Source organism: Gemmatimonas sp. (assembly GCF_027531815.1).
Lineage (GTDB): Bacteria > Gemmatimonadota > Gemmatimonadetes > Gemmatimonadales > Gemmatimonadaceae > Gemmatimonas.
On sequence record NZ_JAPZSK010000002.1, the window covers coordinates 21,901 to 42,197 of the forward strand.

Consider the following 20,297-nt stretch of genomic DNA (forward strand, 5'->3'; position numbering starts at 1 on the left):
CGGACGCCGCGGGGCGTCCGTTGTGGTGACCGGGAATCTAGCCGCCCGGCGGCGGATCTGCGGCACGCCCTTCAGCGCAGCGCGAATTCCACCTGCTGCCGTACCGGATAGTTTTCGCTGTGCAACTGCGCGACCAGCGTGTAGCGCCCGGAACCCGGTGCCTGCCACCGTTCGTCGTACACCGTGCGGTCGCGGGCGTCGAGCAGCCGGTTCTGCATGCCCTGCGTGAACAGGCGCCCTTCGCTCCAACGCCACACTTCGCGTCCCGTGCTGTCGAGGACCACGAAATCGTGTGTGCGCCCGTCGGGGAAGGTGAGCTCCACCCGCTTGGGCGAATCGTTCGCCACTTCGATGGCGAAGCGAACCGTCCCGTTGGCCGTATCCACCATGACGTGGGAGGTCACGCCGTGGTCGGCGCCGGCCTTGGGGCGCGCGCCGGCCAACGGGCTCGGGGTGCGGGGACCGCACGCAAAGACGAGCCCGGCAGCAGCCAGCAGTGGAACGGTGATGCGTGCAAGCATCAGTGAACGGGGCGAAATGTCGGGGGAGCGACGCCACAATGCCAATCCGTAGGTCCTGCATACGGTTGGACGATTCGGCATCACATTTCGATACTCCGCCACGTTATTAACCACCCTTCAGACTGTCAAGAGCGAATTGACACGCCACGGACCTGCTAAGTAACGGTGGTCATTGGCCTTCGGTTCGGTTTGCCGGTTTTCGGTGTATGTTCGTTTTCGGTCAAAAGGTTCGCTTGCGAAAAATTTCACAAGCGTCTAGGTTCCGCCGTCGAATGGCAGAGATCCCGGAAAAGCCGACGCGTGATTCCAGGCCAGCGGACAGAGACGTGTCCCCCTGGGCGTTGGCGGGGTTGGGCACGCAGTTCTTCGGGGCCATCCTGCTCTTCGTCTGGATCGGCGGGTGGCTCGATCGCCGGTTCGACAGTACGCCGCTCTTTCTGCTGGGCGGTGTGCTGCTGGGAGGAGGAGGCAGCTTCTATCTGAGCTATCGGCGACTCACGTCGCCGAAACGTTCGAACTCACGGGACAACGACTCGCCGCCATCATGACGGAGCACGCCATGCCGCCGGCCACCGCCGCTGTACCCATGAGGATGGGCCGGGCACTGCTCGGGTTCACTGCCGCACAGGGCGCCATCATTGTCGTCGCGATGCTGGTAATGCAGCGGTTCATCTGGACCGATGCGGCGGCGGCCGGTGCAGTGCGGGCGAGCGCGTGGGTGGCGTTCTCCGTGCAGAGCTTCACGTTCGTCATCGCGCGGCTGGTGGCGCGCGAGCAGGTCATCGCAGGATGGGGACTCGGCGTGCTGATGCGCTTTGCCTCGCTCCTCCTGTGGGCGTTTCTCGGCATCAAGGCGCTCGGGCTCGTGTCGGGTCCGGCGCTCATCTCACTCGTGGTGTTCTACTTCGTCTCGACCCTGGTCGAGCCGCTCTTCCTGAACTGAACTCTCCGGATGCAGCACATGCTCCGTTCGTTGTCGCGTGTCATTCGTGTCTTCACGCTCGCTGCGGCTACCGTCGCGGCCGCGCCGTTCGTGGCGAGCGCGCAGGAGCATGGCGCCGAGTCTGCCGCGCATACCGCCGCCCCGGCGGGTGAGAAGCCGGTGGATTTCATCACGCCGCACATCACCGACAGTCGCCATCTCGAGATCCCCGCACTCAATTCGCATCTGGCGGCGGAAGTCGAGCTGCCGACGTGGGAGCCAATCCACATCGGCGGCATGTCCATCGATCTCTCGCCCACCAAGCACGTGGTCTTCATGCTGCTGGCGGCGGTCATCGTCTCGCTCCTGCTCATCGTGGCAGGCAACGCCTCCAGGAAGCAGCACGCAACCCACGGACACTCGAAGGGCTTCGCGGGCGCGATTGAAGCCATGGCGCTCTACCTCCGCAACGAGGTGGTGCTGCCGAACGTGGGGCACCATGGTGAAGGCTTCGTGCCCTTCGCCCTCACGCTCTTCTTCTTCATCCTCGTCTGCAACCTGCTGGGCATGCTGCCGTGGGGAGCCACGGCCACCGGCAACATCGCGGTGACGGCGACGCTCGCCATCATCACCGCCGTCATCGTGGAAGTGGCTGGCATCCGCGCCAATGGGCTCGGATATCTCAACACCATCTTCTACTGGAACAAGGATCTGCCGCTCCCCATGCGCATCCTCATGTTCTTCGTCATGACGCCGGTCGAAATCGTGGGTAAGCTCTCCAAGCCGTTCGCCCTCACGATCCGTCTGTTCGCCAACATGACGGCCGGTCACATCGTGCTGCTGGCGCTCATCGGCATCATCTTCACGTTCAAGAGCTGGGCGCTGGCGCCAGTCCCGGTGCTCATGGCCACCGCCATCAGCATGCTCGAACTGTTCGTCGCATTCCTGCAGGCATTCATCTTCACGCTGCTGGCCTCCGTGTTCATCGGCCAGATTCGGGAAGCGCACCACTAAACAACAGTCGAGAGTTTCGAGTCGCGGGTTCCGGGTACTCACAACCCGTTACCCGGACCCGTAACTCGCGACTGATCCGTTCAGCGATTTTCAGTGATCCGACCGCCCCACTCCCGGGCCGAGGATCGCGTAGCCGGTTGAGCGACCGGCGATACCCGTTGAGCCCTTGGGCTCGCCGACGGGGCATGCGGACCTGAGTGTCCGTCGGGAGCGCAGCAACCACACGACTTTCTTCTTGGAGTTATACGATGGAAATCATGGGTTTCCTCCAGGCCGCCGCTCCGGTGGTGCAGGATCCGAAGGGTCTCGCGATGATCGGTGCCGGCATCGCCGCCGGCGGCGCGGTCATCGGTGCCGGCATGGGCATCGGCCGCATCGGCGGCTCGGCCGTGGAAGGCATGGCGCGTCAGCCCGAAGCCGCTGGCAAGATCCAGACGGCCGCCCTCATCCTGGCCGCTCTCGTCGAAGGCGCCGCGCTGTTCGGCGTCGTCGTGGGCTTCCTCATTCAGGGCAAGATCACGTTCTGATGTGTCCGCGTGCGGGGCGTCCTCCCGGGCGCCCCGCCGCACTCTCTCTCTTCGTGGACTTCTCCATGTTCGCTCTTTCTGCCCGCCGCGTCGGTGCACTCGCCGCCGCCCTGATGATCTCCGCCACGCCGGCGCTGGCGTCCGAGTCCGCCGAGGGCGGCCCGCCGAATCTGCTCGATCCGAACGTCGGCGTGATGGCGTGGACGCTCATCATCTTCGTGCTGTTGCTCTTCGTGTTGTCCAAGTTCGCCTTCAAGCCGCTCTTCGCCGCCGTCGAGGCGCGCGAAAAGGCACTCGAAGACGCCATCGAGGGCGCGAAGCGTGATCGTGCCGCCACGGAAGAGGCGCTGGCGCAGCAGCGGGCGCAGCTCGAGGCCGCCCGTAGCGAGGCGCAGCAGATCATCGCCGACAGCCGGGGTACCGCCGAAAAGATGCGTGCCGACCTGCTCGCGCAGACGAAGCAGCAGCAGGAGGAGATGATCGAGCAGGCGCGTCGCGCCATCGAGGGCGAAAAGGCCGCGGCGATCGCCGACCTGCGCAAGGAAGCGGTCGATCTCGCCATCGCCGGCGCCTCGCGCGTCATCGAGCAGAACCTCGACTCCGCCGGGAACCGCAAGATCGTCGAGAGCTTCCTGGCCTCGCTCGATCAGCAGGCGGCCCGCTGATGCCCGCCGGCGTACAGGGCGAGTCGGTTGCCCGCAACTACGCCGAGGCGCTGCTGACGCTGGCGCGCAAGGCCGAGGATCCGGCGGGGTGGGGCGTGATGCTGCGGCAGGTTGCCACGGCCATGACCACCGACATCACCCTGTCGCGCTTCCTCGAGTCCCCGCGCATCGCCGCCGACGCCAAGTCGGCGCTGCTCAGCAAGGCCCTCGGCGATCGGGTGCCCCGGCATTTCCTCCGCTTCCTGCAGCAACTCGTGCGCAACCGACGGCAGATGCTCGTACCCGTCATTGCCGATGAGTACGACACGCTGCTTGACGCGTCCCAGGGCATCGTGCACGCCAAGGTGACGCTCGCGCGCCCGGCCGGGCACGACGAAACGGCCATGATTGGTCAGCGGCTCTCCAAGGTGGTCGGACGCACGGTGGTACCCCACGTGACCGTCGATCCCACCATTCTTGGCGGTGTGGTCGTTCGCATGGGCGACACCGTCATGGACGGCTCGGTGAGCCGCAGGCTGGCCACGCTGCGCGCACGCATGGGTACCGGGCGCCGCTGAGCGGCGCTCGGCGGCCTCCATTATCGCCCCCCCCGGAAACGCTGATGAGTGGTTATGTCGATGTCCGGCACGTGCCGAAACCGTGGGGGCACGAAACGATCTGGGCCCATACCGATCGCTATGTCGGCAAGATCCTGCACATCAAGGCCGGGCACGCGCTCTCCGTACAGTACCATGAGCGCAAGGACGAAACGGTCTACCTGCTGCAGGGCGAGATGAAGTACTGGGTGCAGCGGCCGGGCGAGCCGGAGCTGCAGGATCAGGCCCTCGTGGCCGGACAGTCATTTCACATCACCCCGGGCACCATCCACTACATGGAAGCCGTCACGGATTGTGATGTGCTCGAGGCCAGTACGCCCGAACTCGACGACGTGGTCCGCATCAAGGATCGCTACGGCCGGGAAGGCACCAGCGCCCCCTGAGGCGCGCGTGAACCGGTGCCTGCCTGCACGGGGCCGGGGCGTACAAAGTCGGTACGGCGATACCCTTCCCCCGGGGTGTCGCCGTTCTGCATCTTGGGGCACTGCCTCGGCACCGCCCACGCGGCATGGCGCGCACGGCGGCGCGTGGCGCCGACTCCCACCCACAGACTGCCGTCATGAAAGTGATCATCCCGCTCGCCGGCAAAGGCACCCGATTGCGGCCCCATACGCATGTCGTTCCCAAGCCCATGCTCAAGGTGGCCGGACGCCCCGTCATGAGCTACGTGATGGACGACGTGATGCAGCTCGGCAATGTCGAACAGGTGGTGTACATCACCGGGCACCTCAAGGAAAAGGTCGAGGCCTTTGCTGCGGCCGCCTATGACGTCCCGTCGGTGTTCATCGAGCAGGATGTGCAGGACGGCACCGCCGGCGCGGTCGCGCGCGCGAGGGCGCTCATCGATTCGCCGGTGCTCATCATCTTCGTCGATACCATCTTCGACGCCGATCTCAGCCTGCTCAAGCATTGCACGGACGACGGGATCATCTGGACCAAGGAAGTCGAGGATTATCAGCGCTTCGGCGTCGTGGTGACCGATGCGAATGGCCACATGACCCGCATCGTCGAGAAGCCGAAGGAGCCCATCAGCAAGCGTGCCAACATCGGACTCTACTACATCCGCAACTGGCAGCTCCTGCTCGAAGGCATCGCCCACGTCCTCACCACGCCGCCCAACAAGGGGGAGTGGTATCTCACCGACGCCTTCCAGTACATGATCGATCAGGGTGCGAAGATCCGCGTGGTCGATGTGGACGGTTGGTACGATGCCGGACAGCTCGAGACGTTCCTCGACACGAACCGCGTCATGCTCGAGAAGGGACGCGCCCGTCGTCCCGCTGCGCTGGGCGAGGGCGCCACGATTGTGGAACCCGTGTACATCGAGGATGGCTGCACCATCGAACACGCGACCATTGGCCCCAACGTCTCGCTGGGCAAGGGCAGCGTCGTGCGCCAAAGCACGGTGCGCGATACGGTCGCTGGTGATCAGGTCACCATCACCAACGCGTCCCTCCACGACTGCTTCCTGGGGGATCATGTCCGGGTGGAAGGCGTGGCCGGGAGCCTCAACATCGGTGATCACTCGGAGATCCGGGGCGAAGGATGAGCGAATCGCGTACTCCCCTGTCGCGGCGTGACCTGCTGGCTGGTGCCGCGGCCGCGGCCGCCGCCGCGGTCACGGCCGCCCCGGCGCAGCTGCTTGCCAGTACCGATGCGTGGCGCGCCGACCTCATCCCGCCGTCTCCCGCCGGGAACGGCACCATGCTCGGGATCCCCTTCGAGAAATACGACAAGGTCCGTGTGGCCATCGTGGGCACCGGGCTGCGCGGGCGCAGCGTGCTGGGAGAACTGCTCGCGATCGACGGCGTGGAAATCACCGCGGTGGCCGACATCGTCGCCGAGAAGGCGCAGTTGGCCGTCGCCATGTGCACGAAGGCCGGTCGGCCGGCGCCGGCGGTGTTCACCAACGGCGAGCGCGACTTCGAGCGACTCGTGCAGCGGGCCGACATCGATTTCGTCTACACGGCGACGCCGTGGCCGTGGCACACGCCGGTCATGCGCGCCGCGCTGCAGGCAGGCAAGCACTGCGGCAGCGAAGTCCCCATTGCGCTCACCACCGAACAGGCCTGGGAGCTGGTCGAGCTGTCGGAGAAGACGCGGCGGCATTGTCTCATGATGGAGAACTGCTGCTACGGGGAGAGCGAGCTCACCGTGCTGCGCATGGTGCGCGAAGGGGTCTTCGGCACCCTGCTGCACGCCGAGGCCGCGTACAATCACGACCTGCGCGACATCCTCTTCGAAAATCGGGACGAGGGATTGTGGCGGCGTCAGCCGCACACCGAACGCGACACCAATCTCTATCCCACGCACGGGCTCGGCCCCGTGGCGCAGTATCTGGGCATTCACCGCGGTGACCGCTTCGAGTACGTGGTCTCCATGTCGTCGCCGGAAGCGGGGCTTACCGAATGGCGCGAACGGCATGAGCCACGCGACAGCCCCAAGTGGCGGGAGTCGTACAAGACGGGCGACGTGAACACCTCGCTCATCAAGACGGCCAAGGGACGTACCATCCTGCTGCAGCACAACGTGACGAGCCCGCGCCCCTACTCACGACTCAACAACCTGCAGGGCTCGAAGGCCGCCTTCAACGACTATCCCCCGCGCCTGTACATCGACGGCCAGCCCGGAGGCCATCGGTGGACGCCCTTTGCCGAGTTCCGGCAGAAGTACCAGCATCCGCTCTGGACCGCGATGGGGGAGCTTGCGCGCAAGAACGGGGGGCACGGCGGCATGGACTTCATCATGGCCTATCGGCTGGTCCAGTGCATGCGCGAAGGATTGGCGCCGGATTTCGACGTGTACGACGCCGCGGCGTGGAGTGTGCCGTATGCGCTGTGCGAACAGTCCATCCGGAAGGGGAGTGCGCCGGTGAAGTTCCCCGACTTCACGCGCGGCGCCTGGCGGACGAGCACGGCGCCGCAGGGCCCGGCGATCGTCGCCGGCTGAGTCCTGCGCGTTCTCACCCGCTGCGTTCCGCACCATGATTCGTACCGCCGTCATCATGGCCAGAGGGCTTGGCTCCCGCATGCGCCGCGCCGACGCCACCGCCACGCTAAGCGCGAGCCAATCGGCGGCGGCCGAATCCGGCGTGAAGGGGATGATCCCCATCAGGCGCCCGTTCCTCGAGTACGTCATCTCGGCTCTCGCGGATGCGGGGATCACCGACGTCGTGCTGGTCATTGGCCCCGAGCATGATGGCATGCGTCGCTACTTCGTGGAGGAGGCGCCGCCGGTCCGCACGCGGATCCGCTTTGCCGTTCAACCCGAGCCCATCGGCACCGCGAACGCCGTGACGAGCGCCGCCGATGTCATCGGCGCGGAGCCATTCCTCGTGCTCAATGCCGACAACTACTACCCGGTCGAGGCATTCCGCCTGCTCGCTGCCGAGGCAACCGCTGGCGTGGTGGCGTTCGATCGTGACGTGCTGGTCAGCGCGGGCAATATCGATGCGGAGCGCGTGCGCGCCTTTGCCGTGCTCGAGGTGGGAGACGACGGCTACCTGCACGGCATCGTGGAAAAGCCGGGCGACACACTCGACCTTGGCTCGGAGGCGGCGCGCTGGGTCGGCATGAACCTGTGGGCCGTCACCCCCGCCATCGTGAACGCGTGCCGGCAGGTCCCGCGCTCGGTGCGCGGCGAATACGAGTTGCCGGAGGCCGTCGCCATGGCCGTGCGGGACGGGGTGCCGGTGCGGGCCGTACGCCTCGCGGCTCCCGTGCTCGACCTGTCGCGTCGCGGCGACATTGCCTCGGTTGCGGCGCGGCTGCAGGACATCGAGCCCCGGCCCTGACGTGAACGATCTGTTCGCAGGCAGGTCCCTGGCTGACGCCGCGTTTCCTGTCGCCGCCGCCGAGGCGTATCGTACGCTGCTGCGCGATGCCCACCGGGCCCTCGACGAGGCGGGGGTCTCGCGCGACGGCCGACGCACCTGGATCATCCCCGGTCGCATTGAAGTGCTGGGCAAGCATGTGGACTATGCCGGCGGCCGCTCGCTGCTGTGCACCGTCGAGCGCGGCATCGTGCTGGTGGCGCGCCCGCGCGACGACCGGCACGTCGTGCTGCGCGACGCGCGCCGTCGCGAGGCGATCTCGCTGTCGCTCGACACGCAGGCGCGCGTGGCGGCACCGTGGGCGATCTATCCGCGCACGGTGCTCAATCGGCTCCAGCGCAACTTCGGCGACCGCCTGCGGGGCGCCGACGTCTCCTTGGCCAGCAACCTGCCTCCAGCGGCCGGTGTCTCCAGCTCCAGCGCGTTGACCGTTGGCCTGACGCTGGCGTTCGCCGCGCTCTGCGATCTGCCCTCACACCCGCTATGGCGCGAGGCCATCAGGGACCGCGCGGCGCTTGCCGGCTACGTGGGGGCGCTGGAGAACGGCATGGACTATGGCGTGCTGTCCGGCGAGAAGGGCGTGGGGACCATGGGCGGCGCGCAGGATCAGACGGCCATTCTCTGCTGCGAGCGTGCACGGCTGGACGTCTTCTCGTGGGCACCGGTGCGTTTCGAGCAATCGGTCGGGTGGCCCGACTCACACACCTTCGTGATTGGCGTGAGTGGCGTCGTGGCGGCCAAGACCGGAGCGGCCAAGGAGCGCTACAATCGCGCGGCGCGAACGGCGCACCGACTCGTGGACGCGTGGAACGCGACCGGACAGGCGCCGGTACGTACCCTGCGCGAAGCGTTCCTGGCGGCGGCGGGAGACGCGCCGCTCGACGAGGTGCCACCGACGCTGATTGCGGCGGCCGAAGCCGCTGCCACTGCGGAGTTCTCGGCGGGCCACCTCACGGCACGGCTCGGGCAGTTCTTCGACGAAACGTTCGTCATTGTGCCGCAGGCGACCGAGGCACTCGCCGCCGGGCAGCTGACGCAGTTCGGGCGCCTCGTGGACAAATCGCAGGCGGGCGCCGAGCGCGCGCTCGAGAACCAGATCGCCGAAACCGTGCACCTGCAGCGGTACGCCCGTGATCTCGGCGCCACGGCCGCCAGTGCATTTGGTGCCGGTTTCGGTGGGGCCGTATGGGCCATGGTGCCGACCACCGACGTCGAGCGCTTCGCCGGCCGGTGGCGCGACAAGTATCTGCGTGTACACCCCAACGCCGGGCGCCGATCGATTTTCTTCGCCACGTTACCCAGCCCACCAGCGTTCGAACTGGTGAACGGCTAGGCGCTCGCGGGGGCCGTTCAGCGCCGGGCGCGTGGGCAGCGTTTCTGGCCGTGCTGGGCCCAGGGCTGCTGGCTGGACTGTCGGACGACGACCCGGCCGGCATCACCACCTACTCCATACTCGGCACCGAGTACGGATATCGCCTCCTGTGGATCATCCCGGCGTCCACGGTGTTGCTCATCCAGTTCCACCTCATCGCGGTCCGCCTGGGGGCCGTGAGCGGCAAGGGCTTCGTGGCGCTCGTGCGAAGCCGCTGGGGGCGCGGGTGGGGTTACGCGGCCGTACTCGGCCTGCTGTTCGCCAACTTCGGCACCATTTGCGCGGAGTACGCCGGCATCGCCGCCGCCGGCGCCATGGTGGGGGTTCCCGCCTGGCTCAGCGCACCGATTGCCGGGACGCTCATTGCCCTCATGGTGGTGGTAGGATCATTCCATCGCATCGAACGCGTGTTGCTGCTGGTGTCTTCCACCCTCGTGCTGTACATCGTGGACGGCGTGCTGGCTGCCCCGGACTGGCGGGCCGCGGCAAGTGGCGCGGTGACCCCGCGTCTGCCCCTCGAACCGGCCGGCTGGGTGGCGCTCGCAGCCGCGCTTGGCACTACCCTCGCCCCGTGGGGATTGGCATTCATTCAGTCGTACGCGGTGGACAAGAAGATCACGGTGGCCACCTTGCGCTGGGCGCGTGTGGACGTCGTGATCGGCTCGGTACTCACCGGCGTGGTGGGGCTCGCCATTGCCGTGGCGTGTGCAGCCACGCTGTACCCGGTGCGGGCGCACGTGGAGACCGCTGCCGATGCGGCCATGGCCCTGCGGCCACTGGCCGGCTCGTTCGCCACGACCCTGTTCGGCGCGGCGCTGCTGGGCGCCTCGCTGCTCGCGGCGGCCATCGTACCCATTTCCACGGCGTACTCCATCGCCGAAGCGACGGGAGAACCGGCGTCACTGGGGCTGGATTCGCGGCACTTCCACTGGTTCTACGCGGCGTTCGTTGGGCTTACCGTAGCGGCGGTGAGTGTCGTGGCACTTCCCCGCCTGCCGCTCATTCCCCTCATCTACTCCAGTCAGGTGGTGAATGCCGTGCTGCTGCCACTGCAACTGCTGGCGCTCAACCTGCTCGACGCGGACGTGGCCGTGGTGGGCGACGCGCGACCCGCGCGATGGGTGCGCATGCTGAGCTGGATGAGCCTCGGACTGGTGCTCGCGTGTCTCGCCGGCATGGTGTGGGCCTGGCGCTGAACTCAGCCGCGGCGCGACGACCGCGTCGTCCCTCAGCTGGCCGCGAGCTGCACGACCAGCCGTATCAGGCGATCAAGACCTCGCACGGCGTGCGTGTCGTCGTACCACTCGTCGCGTGTGTGTGCCCCGCCGCCGGCACCGCCGGCTCCCAGGGCGATGGCGGGAATGCCGCGCGAGAGCGCGATGTTGGCGTCGGAGCTGGCGACCGCTGAACGGGGGCAGCGCCCCACCGCTTCGGTGGCCCGTACGGCCGCCTGCACCAGCGGATGCGACGCATCGAGGACGCCGGCCGGCCGGTCGCCCAGCACGGTGAACTCGGCGCGCAGTGACGGCGGCGTGAGTCGTGCTACCAGACGACGCAGTTCCTGCCGCACCCACTCGAGGCGCACCGCCGACGTGCCGCGCACGTCGATTTCCACCCACGCCTGCTGCGGAACGGCGGTGAGCGACTCGCCTCCCTGCATGCGAGTCACGTGCACGACGACATCACGTCGGTGGGCATCCCCGAGGCGCGCGGCGGCCGCAATGAATTCGCCGAGGGCGTGGATGGGATTGGCCGCGTGGGCGTGTACCCAACTGTGCCCACCCGCTCCGCGCAGCGTGACGCGCAGGCGATGCGAGCCGACCGCGTGGTGCACGATGGACTCGTCCCCAGGGCCATCCACGGCAATCACGGCATGCGGTGACACTCCCTGCCGCGCGGCCTCGTTGAACCAGGCGCGCGCGCCGCGCAGGTTGCCGTCTCCCTCCTCGCCCACGGTGGCCACCAGGTGGACCGGGCGCATCAGGCGTGCCGCAAACTGCGGGGCACGCAGCAGCCGCGCCAGCGTGAGCAGTGCGGCCAGCCCGCGTCCGTTGTCGCCAATGCCGGGGGCTCGGACAACGGGGCCGTCGCGGTGCACCGGCACCATGCCAACTGGTGCTCCGGCTTCGTAAACGGCATCGAGATGCGCCATGCATACCAGCGGCGGCACCGTCCCCTTGCCGTGCACATCGCAGACATTCCCGACCGCATCGAGGCGCACGGTCGAGGAGCCTGCCTGCCGCAGCGCCAGTTGCACGAGACGCGCCCGGGCACTTTCGTTGCCGGTGGGAGCGGCAGTCTGCGTCAACAGGATCTGCTGGTCGAGTGTCCAGCTCCGGTGCGCCACCGCAGCGTCGGTGAGCGCTGAGCCCCACGCATCACCGGCAGCCGATATCCCATCGGCGCCTCGAGGTCTCCGTGCCATCAGCTGTCCATCACCACGATCCTGCGGATGCCGCGTGGCGACCACGCGGCAACGTGCTTGCGCTGGCCGTCGTGAGCTTCCTCACCGACGCCTCGAGCGAAATCATCGCCCCGCTCCTGCCGCTCTTTCTGGTGGGCACGCTGGGCTCGTCGGTGCGCATGGTGGGCGTGATCGAGGGCGCCGCGGAGGCGGTGGCGGCGCTGCTCAAGGTGGCCAGCGGATGGTGGTCGGACAGGGTCGCCCGGCGCAAGCCGCTCATTGTGGCCGGGTATGCGCTCGCCTCACTGGCGCGGCCGCTGGTGGCGGTCGCCCAGACGGGAGGGCAGGTGCTGGCCATTCGGCTCACCGACCGGGTGGGGAAGGGTATACGCGGTGCGCCGCGCGATGCGCTGCTGGCCGCATCGGTACCTGCAATCCAACGGGGGCGCGCCTTCGGTTTCCATCGTGCCGCGGACCATGCCGGCGCCGTGGTGGGCCCGCTGGTGGCCCTGACCTGTCTCCAATGGGCGGGGATGCCCGTACGTGACGTGTTCTGGGTGGCCGCCGTGCCGGGCGCACTGGCCGTGATGGTAGCCGCGATCTGGGTCCGCGAACGCCCCGTCGCGCCCCAGCCCCGCCCTGTGGCGCCGCGCTCCGCGGCCGCACCGCTGCCGCGCGACTTCTGGCGCGGCATTGCCCCCATCGTGCTCTTCACCCTGGGCAACTCCACCGACGCGTTCCTCCTGCTGCGCGCCTCGCAGCTCGGGGTATCCACCGCCCTCATCCCGCTGCTGTGGGTCGTGCTGCATCTGGTGAAGAGCGCCGCCTCCACCCCTGGCGGGGCACTCTCCGATCGAATCGGCAGACGACCGCTGCTCGTTGCCGGGTGGATGCTCTATGCCGCGGTCTATGCCGGCTTTGCACTCGCCACTGCCGAGTGGCACGCGTGGGCGCTCTTTGCCACGTACGGCGTGGTGTTCGGACTCACCGAGGGCACCGAGAAGGCGCTGGTCGCCGACCTCGTACCGGCGGCGCAGCGGGGCACCGCGTTCGGCTGGTATCACGGCGTGGTGGGGGTGGCGGCGTTGCCGGCCAGCGTGCTCTTCGGCGCGGTGTGGGATGGCTGGTCGGCCAGCACCGCCTTCGGCATGGGCGCCACCGTGGCGCTGGCGGCCGCGGCGTGGATGGCCGCGACCGGCGGTACCACGCCTCAGCAGCAGCGAGAGCCGGTGGCCTTGTAGCGCGCCGTGAGGCGCTCGCGCTCGAACGTGGCACGGTCGAGCGGCGTGCACCCCGGATAGCGGTGCCGCATGTGCACGAGGTAGGTGTCGTAGTCGGGCACGCCGATCATGCGCCGCACCACCGCCGCGGCCCGCCGCCAGGCGGCGAGCCAACGACGGAACGGCGATGCCGACGGCGATGCACTTGGCGATGGCGCCGTGCCGACGGGGGCGGCGGGCATCAGCGCCGACTCCACGTCGTGTGCATCACGCGCCCGTGAGCTGGGTGCGCACGAACGGCGTCTCGCTCGACACCATGGCCTTGCGGCCGCTCGTCACGGCCAGCCACTCCTTGATGGACGCACCCAGAATGACGATCACCGACACCAGGAAGAAGGCGGCGACACCCGCGTCGAGCTGATCGTTGAAGATCATGCGTTGCGCCGCTTCCACGGTCTTGATGTTGGCCGGCAACGTGCCCGAGGCGATCTGCTGCTTGAGCAGCGCGGCGTGCGAGAGGAAGCCCAGCTTGGGATCGCTGGAGAAGATCTTGGTGAGCCCCGCCGTCATCGTCACGATCACCAGCCACACCATGGGCAGCAGCGTCACGAACGCGTAGCGCGCCTTCCCCATCTTGATGATGACCGTGGTGCCCACGCACAGCGCCACCGTGGCCAGCAGCTGGTTGGAAATGCCGAAGAGCGGCCAGAGCGAGTTGATGCCACCGAGGGGGTCGGTCACGCCCTGATACAGGAAGTAGCCCCACATGCACACGAAGAGCGCGCTGGCGAAGATGCCGGCGGGATACGACGAGACCTTGCCGAGCGGCTTCCAGATGTTGCCCAGCATGTCCTGCAGCATGAACCGACCCACGCGCGTGCCGGCGTCGAGCGTGGTAAGGATGAACAGCGCCTCGAACATGATGGCGAAGTGGTACCAGAGCGCCATCGTGGCTTCACCGCCCAGCGCCTGCGAGAACAGGTGGGCCATGCCCACCGCCAACGACGGCGCCCCACCCGTACGCGACAGCAGCGAGTTCTCGCCGACGGCCTTCGCCAGGGCATCGAGCTCCGCGGCCGTGATGGGCTTGAACAGGGCCCAGTTGTTGATCGTATCGGCCGCGGCCATGGCGGTGGTGCCGATCACCCCCGCTGGCGAGTTGATCGCGAAGTAGATACCCGGAGTGAGCACGCAGGCGGCAATGAGCGCCATCGTGGCCACGAGCGACTCCGTGAGCATGGAGCCGTATCCAATGAGGCGGGCGTCCGACTCGCGCTTGAGAATCTTGGGGGTGGTGCCGCTGGAGATGAGGGCATGGAACCCCGAGATCGCACCGCAGGCAATGGTGACGAACACGAACGGGAAGAGCTTGCCGGAAAACACCGGGCCGGTGCCGTCCACGAACTTGGTGACCGCCGGCATCTCGAGCGGCGGCAACACCCACAGAATGCCGATCGCCAGGGCCACCACCACGCCCACCTTCACGAACGCGGAGAGATAGTCGCGCGGCGCCAGCAGCAGCCACACCGGCAACACCGAGGCCGCGAAGCCATAGATCATGATGGCGATCGACAGCGTCGTGCCGTCGAGCGTGAAGACGGGCGCCCACACCGCCGACTCCGATACCCACTTGCCGGCCCACAGTGACACGCCGAGCAGCACGAGGCCGATGGCCGTGGTCTCGAGCACCGCGCCCGGGCGCACGTAGCGCATGTACAGCCCCATGAGCAGCGCGATGGGAATGGTGAGGCCAATCGTGACGGTGCCCCAGGGGCTGTCGCGCAGCGCATTCACCACCACCAGCGCCAGTACCGAAATGAGGATGATCATGATGCCCAGCACGGCGATGAGCGCCGTGGTACCGGCCACCGTGCCGATCTCCTCCTTCGCCATCTGTCCCAGCGACTTGCCGTCGCGCCGTACCGAGGCCGCCAGGATCACGAAGTCCTGCACGGCCCCTCCCAGCACCACACCCACCAGAATCCAGATCGCCCCCGGAAGGAAGCCGAACTGGGCGGCCAGGGTGGGCCCCACCAGCGGGCCGGGGCCGGCAATGGCGGCGAAGTGGTGCCCGAACACCACCCACTTGTTGGTGGGCACGTAGTCGCGCCCGTCCTCGAGCCGCTCGGCGGGGGTGGCCCGCTCAGGGTCGAGGTTGAAGATGTCGTGCGCAATGATGCGGCTGTAGAACCGGTACCCGATGAGGTACGTGCACACGGCAGCGGTCAGCAGCCACGCCGCGCTGACCTGCTCGCCACGGTTCACGGCCACGAAGGCCAGGGAACCCGCGCCGAGGGCGGCCAGGGCCAGCCAGGGGAGGACTTTCAGCAGTCGAGTCACGCGGAGGGGGGAAAGGTGGGAACCGACGTGCCCATATGCAGCGTGGGGCGGCGGCTTGTCAATGAACGCGCATCCTCGGGGGGGCGTTGTCCGGCGGTCGGACCCACTGTTCCTATCTCCCCGTCCCCCGGAGTGGCTATGCTTCGGGATGCCCACACCTGTCACCCTCATCCCCGGCGACGGCATCGGCCCCTCCATTGCCGACGCCACCGTCCGCATCCTCGGCGCCGCCGGATGCGACATCGCCTGGGACCGGCAGGTGGCCGGCATGGCGGGGGTGGCCCGCTGGAACGACCCCATTCCCGACGCCACGCTCGATTCCATCAAGCAGACCCGGGTGGCGCTCAAGGGGCCGCTCGAAACGCCGGTCGGCGAGGGGTTCCGCTCCATCAACGTGGCGCTGCGCAAGACGTTCGACCTCTACGCCAACGTGCGTCCGGCGCGCACCATCGTGCCCGGCCGCTTCGAGAACATCGACATCACGCTGGTGCGCGAGAACACCGAGGGGCTGTACATCGGCGTCGAGCACTATGTGCGCATTGGCGACGACCCGCGGGCGGCGGCCGAGTCGGTGGCCATCATTACCCGGCAGGGGAGCGAGCGCATCGTGCGCTATGCCTTCGAGTACGCCCTCGCCAACGACCGTCGCAAGGTCACGCTGGTGCACAAGGCCAACATCCTCAAGTACTCGCAGGGGCTCTTCCTCGACGTGGGGCGCATGGTGGCCCGTGAGTACGAAGGACGGGTGCAGTTCGAGGAGCGCATCATCGATGCCATGGCCATGCACCTCGTGATGCGCCCGGAGCAGTTCGACGTGGTGGTCACGACGAACCTCTTCGGGGATATCCTCTCCGACGAAATCTCGGGGCTCGTGGGAGGACTCGGGCTGGCACCCGGCGCCAACATCGGGCGCAACACGGCCATCTTCGAGGCGGTGCACGGCACGGCCCCCGATATTGCCGGCAGGAACATCGCCAACCCGGGCGCGCTCGTTCTGGCAGCCTGCATGATGCTCGATCACATCGGCGACAGCGGCAACGCCACGCGCATCCGCGACGCCTTCGAGCGCACCATCCGGGAGGGGCGTGTGCTCACGCGCGATCTGGGCGGCACCGCGGGCACGGACGCGTTCACCGATGCCGTGATTGCGAAGCTTGGCTGAGCCCGCGCCCTCCGCGCCGGCGGCCGTGCGGGTGCTGCACCTGTCGGACATCCACTGCGGACGCCCGTTTGTTTCGGCCCACGTCGACGCTGCATTGGCGCTCGCCCGCGCGCAGCGCTGGAACGCCATCGTGCTGTCGGGGGACTTCTCGCAGCGCGCCCGGGTGCACGAGTTCGAGCAGGCGCGCGAGATCGTGGCGCAGTTTCGCGCCGTGGCGCCGGTCATCACGGTGCCCGGCAATCACGATACGGCCTGGTGGCACGCGCCCTTCGGCTTCGGCGAGTATGCGCGGCTGCACGAGCGCTATCGCCAGTACATCTGCCAGGACACCCAGCCCACCATCCATGCGCCGGGGGTGACCATGGTGGGGCTCAACTCGGCGTGGGGCACCCACCCCGAGTCGCTCACCTGGTATCCGCGTGACTGGCGCGTGAAGGGTGGGCTCACCGAGGCCCAGCTGCAGCAGGCGCACGAGCGGCTGGCTGCGGCCCCCGCGGGCGCCCTGCGCGTGTTGGTGGTGCATCACAACGTGGTGCGAGGCCGTCTTTCCAACCGGTGGGGGCTCAAGCAGCCGCAGCGGGTGCTGCAGGCGCTTGCCGCTATGCCCGTGGACGTCGTGTGTACCGGACACGATCACGAGGAGCGCGTGGAGCTGGTGGGTGGCCGCGTGCTGGTAAGTGCGGCGAACACGCTGAGCAGTCGCATGCGCGGCAGGCGCCCCAGTGCACTCAACGTGATCGAGGCTGACACGGGGCGAGTGATGGTGCAGGCGTGGACGTTCGACGGTGGTGCGTTCGTGCCGGGCCCCATGCAGCTCGTGGCAGACCGCACCGACAGTTCACCACGCTACCGCTCCCCCGCGCCCACCTGACGCGGCGGCTCGCCACTGAAGAGCGCCTGCTGCGCCAACTGCCGTTCGATCTGCTGCAGCAGGGTTTGCAGTTCATCGACCATCTTCTTCAGCGCATCACGGAATAGCCAGCGGTACCAGACGATCTCGAGAGCGCCCGCGATCACGGCGGCCCCGGCCGCCCCCAATGCCGGGGCCACACTCAGTGGGGACACCCCCATGACCTTGCCCAAGCCCATCGCCGTGGCCACGAGCGCCGTGCCGCTGGCGAGCCCCATGAGCATCAGGTCGAGCTTGGCGTTGCGCGTGAGCCCGGGACGCAGATCGCCGGTGATGACCACTTCGCACGCGGGGTTCGCCGCAGAGCCGCGCGGCTGCAGGGTGACGTTGAGATCGAACAGCTCGATCTGCTCGAGGCGGTAGCGGAGTTGCTTCTCCTTGGAGAAGGCCACCAGCGGGTTGCCGTAGGCCTCCATGAGTCGCGGGACCCTGAAGCGCATGATGCCGCCGTCGAGCGGATGCCCGTTCACGGTGTCCTGCAGCGTGAAGTCGTTGGGGGCGGTCGTGAAGAGCGCGCCGAGCGCCTGCAACGTGGCCTTGGGACTGGCCTTGATGACCCGTGACACCGACACGGCGCGGTCGGCGGTGCCCATGAGCAGCGTGAGTCGACGGTCCTCGCTCTCGCTGAGCACACGCGCAGGAGCTGCGCTGGCGCCGCGCGCACGCAGTTCGGCCAACGCGATGGCCACGTACTGGCGCGAAATCCCGGCTTCCACCGCCGCCGCTTCCACGTCGCGCACCCGGAACTGTCCCGTATCGAGCGCCTCCTGCGTGTCACCCGTGACACGGGCATGCGCGCCGCTGCTGGTGGATCGCAGGGCGGCTGAACGCTCCATGCGGTGCGCGGCCTCCGCTTGCAGTTGCGCCGCGCGCTGCCACACCACGCGCGCATCGTCTTCGTTCAGCACGCCACCCGGTGCCGCATCGGCCGCGGCCCGTTCGCTCGCCTCGGCGTCGAGGAGGGCCGCGTCGAGCGCCGCCGCCACGGCGTCGGCGGTCTGGTAGCGCCCGGCCGGGTCCTTGGCCAGGCACCTCTCGATCACCGCCACCACGCTGGCCGGCACATGACCGGCGAGTGTGCCCAGCGAGGGCGTGGGGCGCGTCACGTGCGCCACCAGCACGGTCTGCGGCGCGCCATCGAAGGGCGGTACACCACTCAGGGCATGGAAGCCCACGCACCCCAACGCATAAATGTCGCTGCGGCCATCCAGCGCATCACCTGACGCCTGCTCGGGGCTCATGTAGTGCACCGAGCCCAGCACGTTGCCCATCATGGTCAGCCCGTGGGCATCGCCCGCGTCACGCGCGATGCCAAAGTCGGTCACCACGGCGCGCCCGGACTCGCGGTCGAGCAGGATGTTGTCGGGCTTGATGTCGCGGTGCACCACGCCGCGCGCATGCGCGTACGCCAGCCCCCACGACACCTCGCGCAGGATGCGCACCACGTCGGACACGGGGAGAGCGCCGCGGTCGCGGAGGCGATCGCCAAGCGACTCGCCGTTGATGTAGCGCATGCTGAACCACACCACACCGTCGGTCTCATCGGCGCGGTAGACGTCGATGATGTGCGGATGCTCCAGCCGCGCACTGGTGCGGGCCTCCCGCAGGAAGCGTTCTCGCGCCGCGGGGCTAGCCTCTTCGGCCAGCAGCACCTTGAGCGCCGCCAGGCGATCGAGGAATCGATCGCGGACGAGCCACACGGCCCCCATGCCGCCCGTGCCGAGGAGGCGCACGGTTTCGAAGGTCGCGGTCAGGGCGGGGGGAAGCGGAGTCGGGGAGGGCGGCATGTTGCAGGAACGGTAGGTGGGGACGGCGCCTCGTGGCAAAGGCTACACGTCGGTGGTCTCATCGGCGAGGTCGCGTGCCCCGCCGGCCACGTCCCCCATGGGGCGGGTCATGTCGCTGGCCGGGGCGCAGGCGTTGCCCGAACGCGGGGGGACCTCCAAGTTGCTACCGTGTCCCTTTTCGACGATCTGCAGCTCGGGTTCTTCTCCGAGGCGCCCACACCACCGGCGCCGGCGGTGTCGTCGACGCCCGCGGCGGCAGGCGAGGGGCGGCAGGTGCGCGGCCGCAGTGCCGTGCGCGCGCGCACGGCGGTGCTCTTCTCCCGTTTGCAGGAGATGGGGCTGCGCGGGGTGGAGCAGCTCGTGCTGATGCGCACGCGTACCGTCATGGTGTCGCTCATTGGCCGCACGCTGCGCGTGAACGAAGGCTATGCGGAGGCCCCGGAGGCGGTGTTGCGCGCCATTGTGGCCTTTGCCACGGCCCGCACCAAGGCCGAGCGGCTGGCCGCGCGCGAAGTCATTCTGGCACACGAGGTGGAGCGTGCCCCGGTGGCGCGGCGACAGGAGCCGGCGCGTCCGGGCGATGCCGCCCTCATCACGCAGCTCGCCGAGGCGCACCGCCAGCTCAACGCACAGTGGTTCGGCGGCGTGCTCGCGAGCATTCCGCTGCGCCTCTCCGGCCGCATGGCCACCCGCCTGGGGCACTACGACCCGGGCTCGCGGCATCTGCGGGCGGAGATCGTCATGTCGCGCACGCACATTGTGCGGCACGGGTGGCGCGAAGCCCTGCATACCCTGCTGCACGAAATGGTACACCAGTGGCAGCACGAGACCGGACGCCCCGTCGATCATGGGCCGGAGTTCCGCCAGAAGGCGCGCGAGGTGGGCATTACTCCCGCCGCGCGACGCGACGTAACGCCGCTCGAACGGCGGCGGCAGCGGCAGGCGCACGGGCGCTGAGTGTTGCGGCCGCGCCGACGATCGCCGTTCCGCGCGCCATCGGCAAACGACACGGGGCGCCGGTGACA

General features: G+C 68.3%; 21 protein-coding genes. 16 read left to right on the plus strand and 5 right to left on the minus strand.

The window, feature by feature from the left end:
- Positions 1 to 71: 71 nt before the first annotated feature.
- Positions 72 to 521 (minus strand): BsuPI-related putative proteinase inhibitor, encoded by a 450-nt coding sequence (locus tag O9271_RS01340; RefSeq protein WP_298265454.1) that lies wholly within the window; start codon positions 519 to 521, stop codon positions 72 to 74.
- A gap of 326 nt (positions 522 to 847) precedes the next feature.
- On the opposite strand from O9271_RS01340, the gene O9271_RS01345 reads away from it, so the two are divergent.
- The 12 genes from O9271_RS01345 (at position 848) to O9271_RS01400 (ending at position 10,645) form a co-directional block, all read left to right on the plus strand.
- Positions 848 to 1,069: an AtpZ/AtpI family protein gene (locus tag O9271_RS01345; RefSeq protein WP_298265456.1), complete on the plus strand. Its 222-nt coding sequence runs from the start codon at positions 848 to 850 to the stop codon at positions 1,067 to 1,069.
- An 11-nt stretch (positions 1,070 to 1,080) separates the two neighbouring features.
- Positions 1,081 to 1,464, plus strand: a complete 384-nt coding sequence (locus tag O9271_RS01350; RefSeq protein WP_298265458.1) for a hypothetical protein — start codon at positions 1,081 to 1,083, stop codon at positions 1,462 to 1,464.
- Between the two features lie 18 nt (positions 1,465 to 1,482).
- The gene (gene atpB, locus O9271_RS01355) at positions 1,483 to 2,457 is read left to right on the plus strand and encodes a F0F1 ATP synthase subunit A (RefSeq protein WP_298265460.1); all 975 of its coding nucleotides are present in this window, start codon (positions 1,483 to 1,485) and stop codon (positions 2,455 to 2,457) included.
- Positions 2,458 to 2,714: 257 nt separating this feature from the next.
- On the plus strand, positions 2,715 to 2,984 hold the full coding sequence (atpE, locus tag O9271_RS01360; RefSeq protein ID WP_291269806.1) for an ATP synthase F0 subunit C: 270 nt from the start codon (positions 2,715 to 2,717) through the stop codon (positions 2,982 to 2,984).
- A 65-nt stretch (positions 2,985 to 3,049) separates the two neighbouring features.
- A complete protein-coding gene (gene atpF / locus O9271_RS01365) occupies positions 3,050 to 3,649 on the plus strand; it encodes a F0F1 ATP synthase subunit B (RefSeq protein ID WP_298265462.1) in 600 nt (199 codons plus the stop codon).
- Positions 3,649 to 4,206, plus strand: a complete 558-nt coding sequence (locus O9271_RS01370; protein WP_298265464.1) for a F0F1 ATP synthase subunit delta — start codon at positions 3,649 to 3,651, stop codon at positions 4,204 to 4,206. The genes atpF and O9271_RS01370 overlap by 1 nt, the downstream gene beginning before the upstream one ends.
- 44 nt (positions 4,207 to 4,250) lie before the next feature.
- Complete coding sequence (locus O9271_RS01375; RefSeq protein WP_291262499.1) at positions 4,251 to 4,628, plus strand: cupin domain-containing protein; 378 nt, start codon at positions 4,251 to 4,253, stop codon at positions 4,626 to 4,628.
- A gap of 176 nt (positions 4,629 to 4,804) precedes the next feature.
- Entirely contained in the window at positions 4,805 to 5,794 is a 990-nt protein-coding gene (locus tag O9271_RS01380; protein ID WP_298265466.1) for a sugar phosphate nucleotidyltransferase, read from the plus strand.
- On the plus strand, positions 5,791 to 7,194 hold the full coding sequence (locus O9271_RS01385; RefSeq protein WP_298265468.1) for a Gfo/Idh/MocA family oxidoreductase: 1,404 nt from the start codon (positions 5,791 to 5,793) through the stop codon (positions 7,192 to 7,194). The genes O9271_RS01380 and O9271_RS01385 overlap by 4 nt, the downstream gene beginning before the upstream one ends.
- Positions 7,195 to 7,228: 34 nt before the next feature.
- Positions 7,229 to 8,038, plus strand: a complete 810-nt coding sequence (locus O9271_RS01390; RefSeq protein ID WP_298265470.1) for a nucleotidyltransferase family protein — start codon at positions 7,229 to 7,231, stop codon at positions 8,036 to 8,038.
- 1 nt (position 8,039) lies between these two features.
- Positions 8,040 to 9,410, plus strand: a complete 1,371-nt coding sequence (locus tag O9271_RS01395; RefSeq protein ID WP_298265472.1) for a galactokinase family protein — start codon at positions 8,040 to 8,042, stop codon at positions 9,408 to 9,410.
- A 50-nt stretch (positions 9,411 to 9,460) separates the two neighbouring features.
- A complete protein-coding gene (locus O9271_RS01400; RefSeq protein WP_298265474.1) occupies positions 9,461 to 10,645 on the plus strand; it encodes a divalent metal cation transporter in 1,185 nt (394 codons plus the stop codon).
- Positions 10,646 to 10,677: 32 nt separating this feature from the next.
- Here the strand turns inward: O9271_RS01400 and O9271_RS01405 are convergent, their stop codons facing one another.
- Complete coding sequence (locus tag O9271_RS01405; protein ID WP_298265476.1) at positions 10,678 to 11,874, minus strand: M20/M25/M40 family metallo-hydrolase; 1,197 nt, start codon at positions 11,872 to 11,874, stop codon at positions 10,678 to 10,680.
- Here O9271_RS01405 and O9271_RS01410 point away from each other — a divergent pair.
- Positions 11,868 to 13,094: an MFS transporter gene (locus tag O9271_RS01410; RefSeq protein WP_298265478.1), complete on the plus strand. Its 1,227-nt coding sequence runs from the start codon at positions 11,868 to 11,870 to the stop codon at positions 13,092 to 13,094. The two genes, O9271_RS01405 and O9271_RS01410, sit on opposite strands and share 7 nt — an antisense overlap.
- On the opposite strand, the gene O9271_RS01415 is transcribed toward O9271_RS01410, so the two are convergent.
- Together O9271_RS01415 and O9271_RS01420 are read right to left on the minus strand one after the other, a co-directional pair.
- On the minus strand, positions 13,064 to 13,315 hold the full coding sequence (locus O9271_RS01415; protein ID WP_298265480.1) for a YbdD/YjiX family protein: 252 nt from the start codon (positions 13,313 to 13,315) through the stop codon (positions 13,064 to 13,066). The two genes, O9271_RS01410 and O9271_RS01415, sit on opposite strands and share 31 nt — an antisense overlap.
- A gap of 25 nt (positions 13,316 to 13,340) precedes the next feature.
- A complete protein-coding gene (locus O9271_RS01420) occupies positions 13,341 to 15,413 on the minus strand; it encodes a carbon starvation CstA family protein (protein ID WP_298265482.1) in 2,073 nt (690 codons plus the stop codon).
- A 148-nt stretch (positions 15,414 to 15,561) separates the two neighbouring features.
- Here O9271_RS01420 and O9271_RS01425 point away from each other — a divergent pair, with 148 nt between their 5' ends.
- Positions 15,562 to 16,575, plus strand: a complete 1,014-nt coding sequence (locus O9271_RS01425; RefSeq protein WP_298265484.1) for an isocitrate/isopropylmalate family dehydrogenase — start codon at positions 15,562 to 15,564, stop codon at positions 16,573 to 16,575.
- On the plus strand, positions 16,568 to 17,446 hold the full coding sequence (locus tag O9271_RS01430; RefSeq protein ID WP_298265486.1) for a metallophosphoesterase: 879 nt from the start codon (positions 16,568 to 16,570) through the stop codon (positions 17,444 to 17,446). The genes O9271_RS01425 and O9271_RS01430 overlap by 8 nt, the downstream gene beginning before the upstream one ends.
- Here O9271_RS01430 and O9271_RS01435 read toward each other — a convergent pair.
- On the minus strand, positions 17,422 to 19,272 hold the full coding sequence (locus O9271_RS01435) for a serine/threonine-protein kinase (protein WP_298265488.1): 1,851 nt from the start codon (positions 19,270 to 19,272) through the stop codon (positions 17,422 to 17,424). The two genes, O9271_RS01430 and O9271_RS01435, sit on opposite strands and share 25 nt — an antisense overlap.
- A gap of 168 nt (positions 19,273 to 19,440) precedes the next feature.
- Between O9271_RS01435 and O9271_RS01440 the strand changes: the two genes are divergently transcribed.
- Entirely contained in the window at positions 19,441 to 20,229 is a 789-nt protein-coding gene (locus O9271_RS01440) for a SprT-like domain-containing protein (protein ID WP_298265490.1), read from the plus strand.
- The last annotated feature ends 68 nt before the right edge of the window (positions 20,230 to 20,297 follow it).

Coding starts and splice junctions, on each gene's coding strand:
- atpB (WP_298265460.1), top strand. CDS start 1,483: ATGCTCCGTTCGTTGTCGCGTGTCATTCGTGTCTTCACGCTCGCTGCG.
- O9271_RS01425 (WP_298265484.1), top strand. CDS start 15,562: ATGCCCACACCTGTCACCCTCATCCCCGGCGACGGCATCGGCCCCTCC.
- O9271_RS01350 (WP_298265458.1), top strand. CDS start 1,081: ATGCCGCCGGCCACCGCCGCTGTACCCATGAGGATGGGCCGGGCACTG.
- O9271_RS01435 (WP_298265488.1), bottom strand. CDS start 19,272: ATGCCGCCCTCCCCGACTCCGCTTCCCCCCGCCCTGACCGCGACCTTC.
- atpE (WP_291269806.1), top strand. CDS start 2,715: ATGGGTTTCCTCCAGGCCGCCGCTCCGGTGGTGCAGGATCCGAAGGGT.
- atpF (WP_298265462.1), top strand. CDS start 3,050: ATGTTCGCTCTTTCTGCCCGCCGCGTCGGTGCACTCGCCGCCGCCCTG.
- O9271_RS01380 (WP_298265466.1), top strand. CDS start 4,805: ATGAAAGTGATCATCCCGCTCGCCGGCAAAGGCACCCGATTGCGGCCC.
- O9271_RS01340 (WP_298265454.1), bottom strand. CDS start 521: ATGCTTGCACGCATCACCGTTCCACTGCTGGCTGCTGCCGGGCTCGTC.
- O9271_RS01370 (WP_298265464.1), top strand. CDS start 3,649: ATGCCCGCCGGCGTACAGGGCGAGTCGGTTGCCCGCAACTACGCCGAG.
- O9271_RS01375 (WP_291262499.1), top strand. CDS start 4,251: ATGAGTGGTTATGTCGATGTCCGGCACGTGCCGAAACCGTGGGGGCAC.
- O9271_RS01405 (WP_298265476.1), bottom strand. CDS start 11,874: ATGGCACGGAGACCTCGAGGCGCCGATGGGATATCGGCTGCCGGTGAT.
- O9271_RS01390 (WP_298265470.1), top strand. CDS start 7,229: ATGATTCGTACCGCCGTCATCATGGCCAGAGGGCTTGGCTCCCGCATG.
- O9271_RS01385 (WP_298265468.1), top strand. CDS start 5,791: ATGAGCGAATCGCGTACTCCCCTGTCGCGGCGTGACCTGCTGGCTGGT.
- O9271_RS01415 (WP_298265480.1), bottom strand. CDS start 13,315: ATGCCCGCCGCCCCCGTCGGCACGGCGCCATCGCCAAGTGCATCGCCG.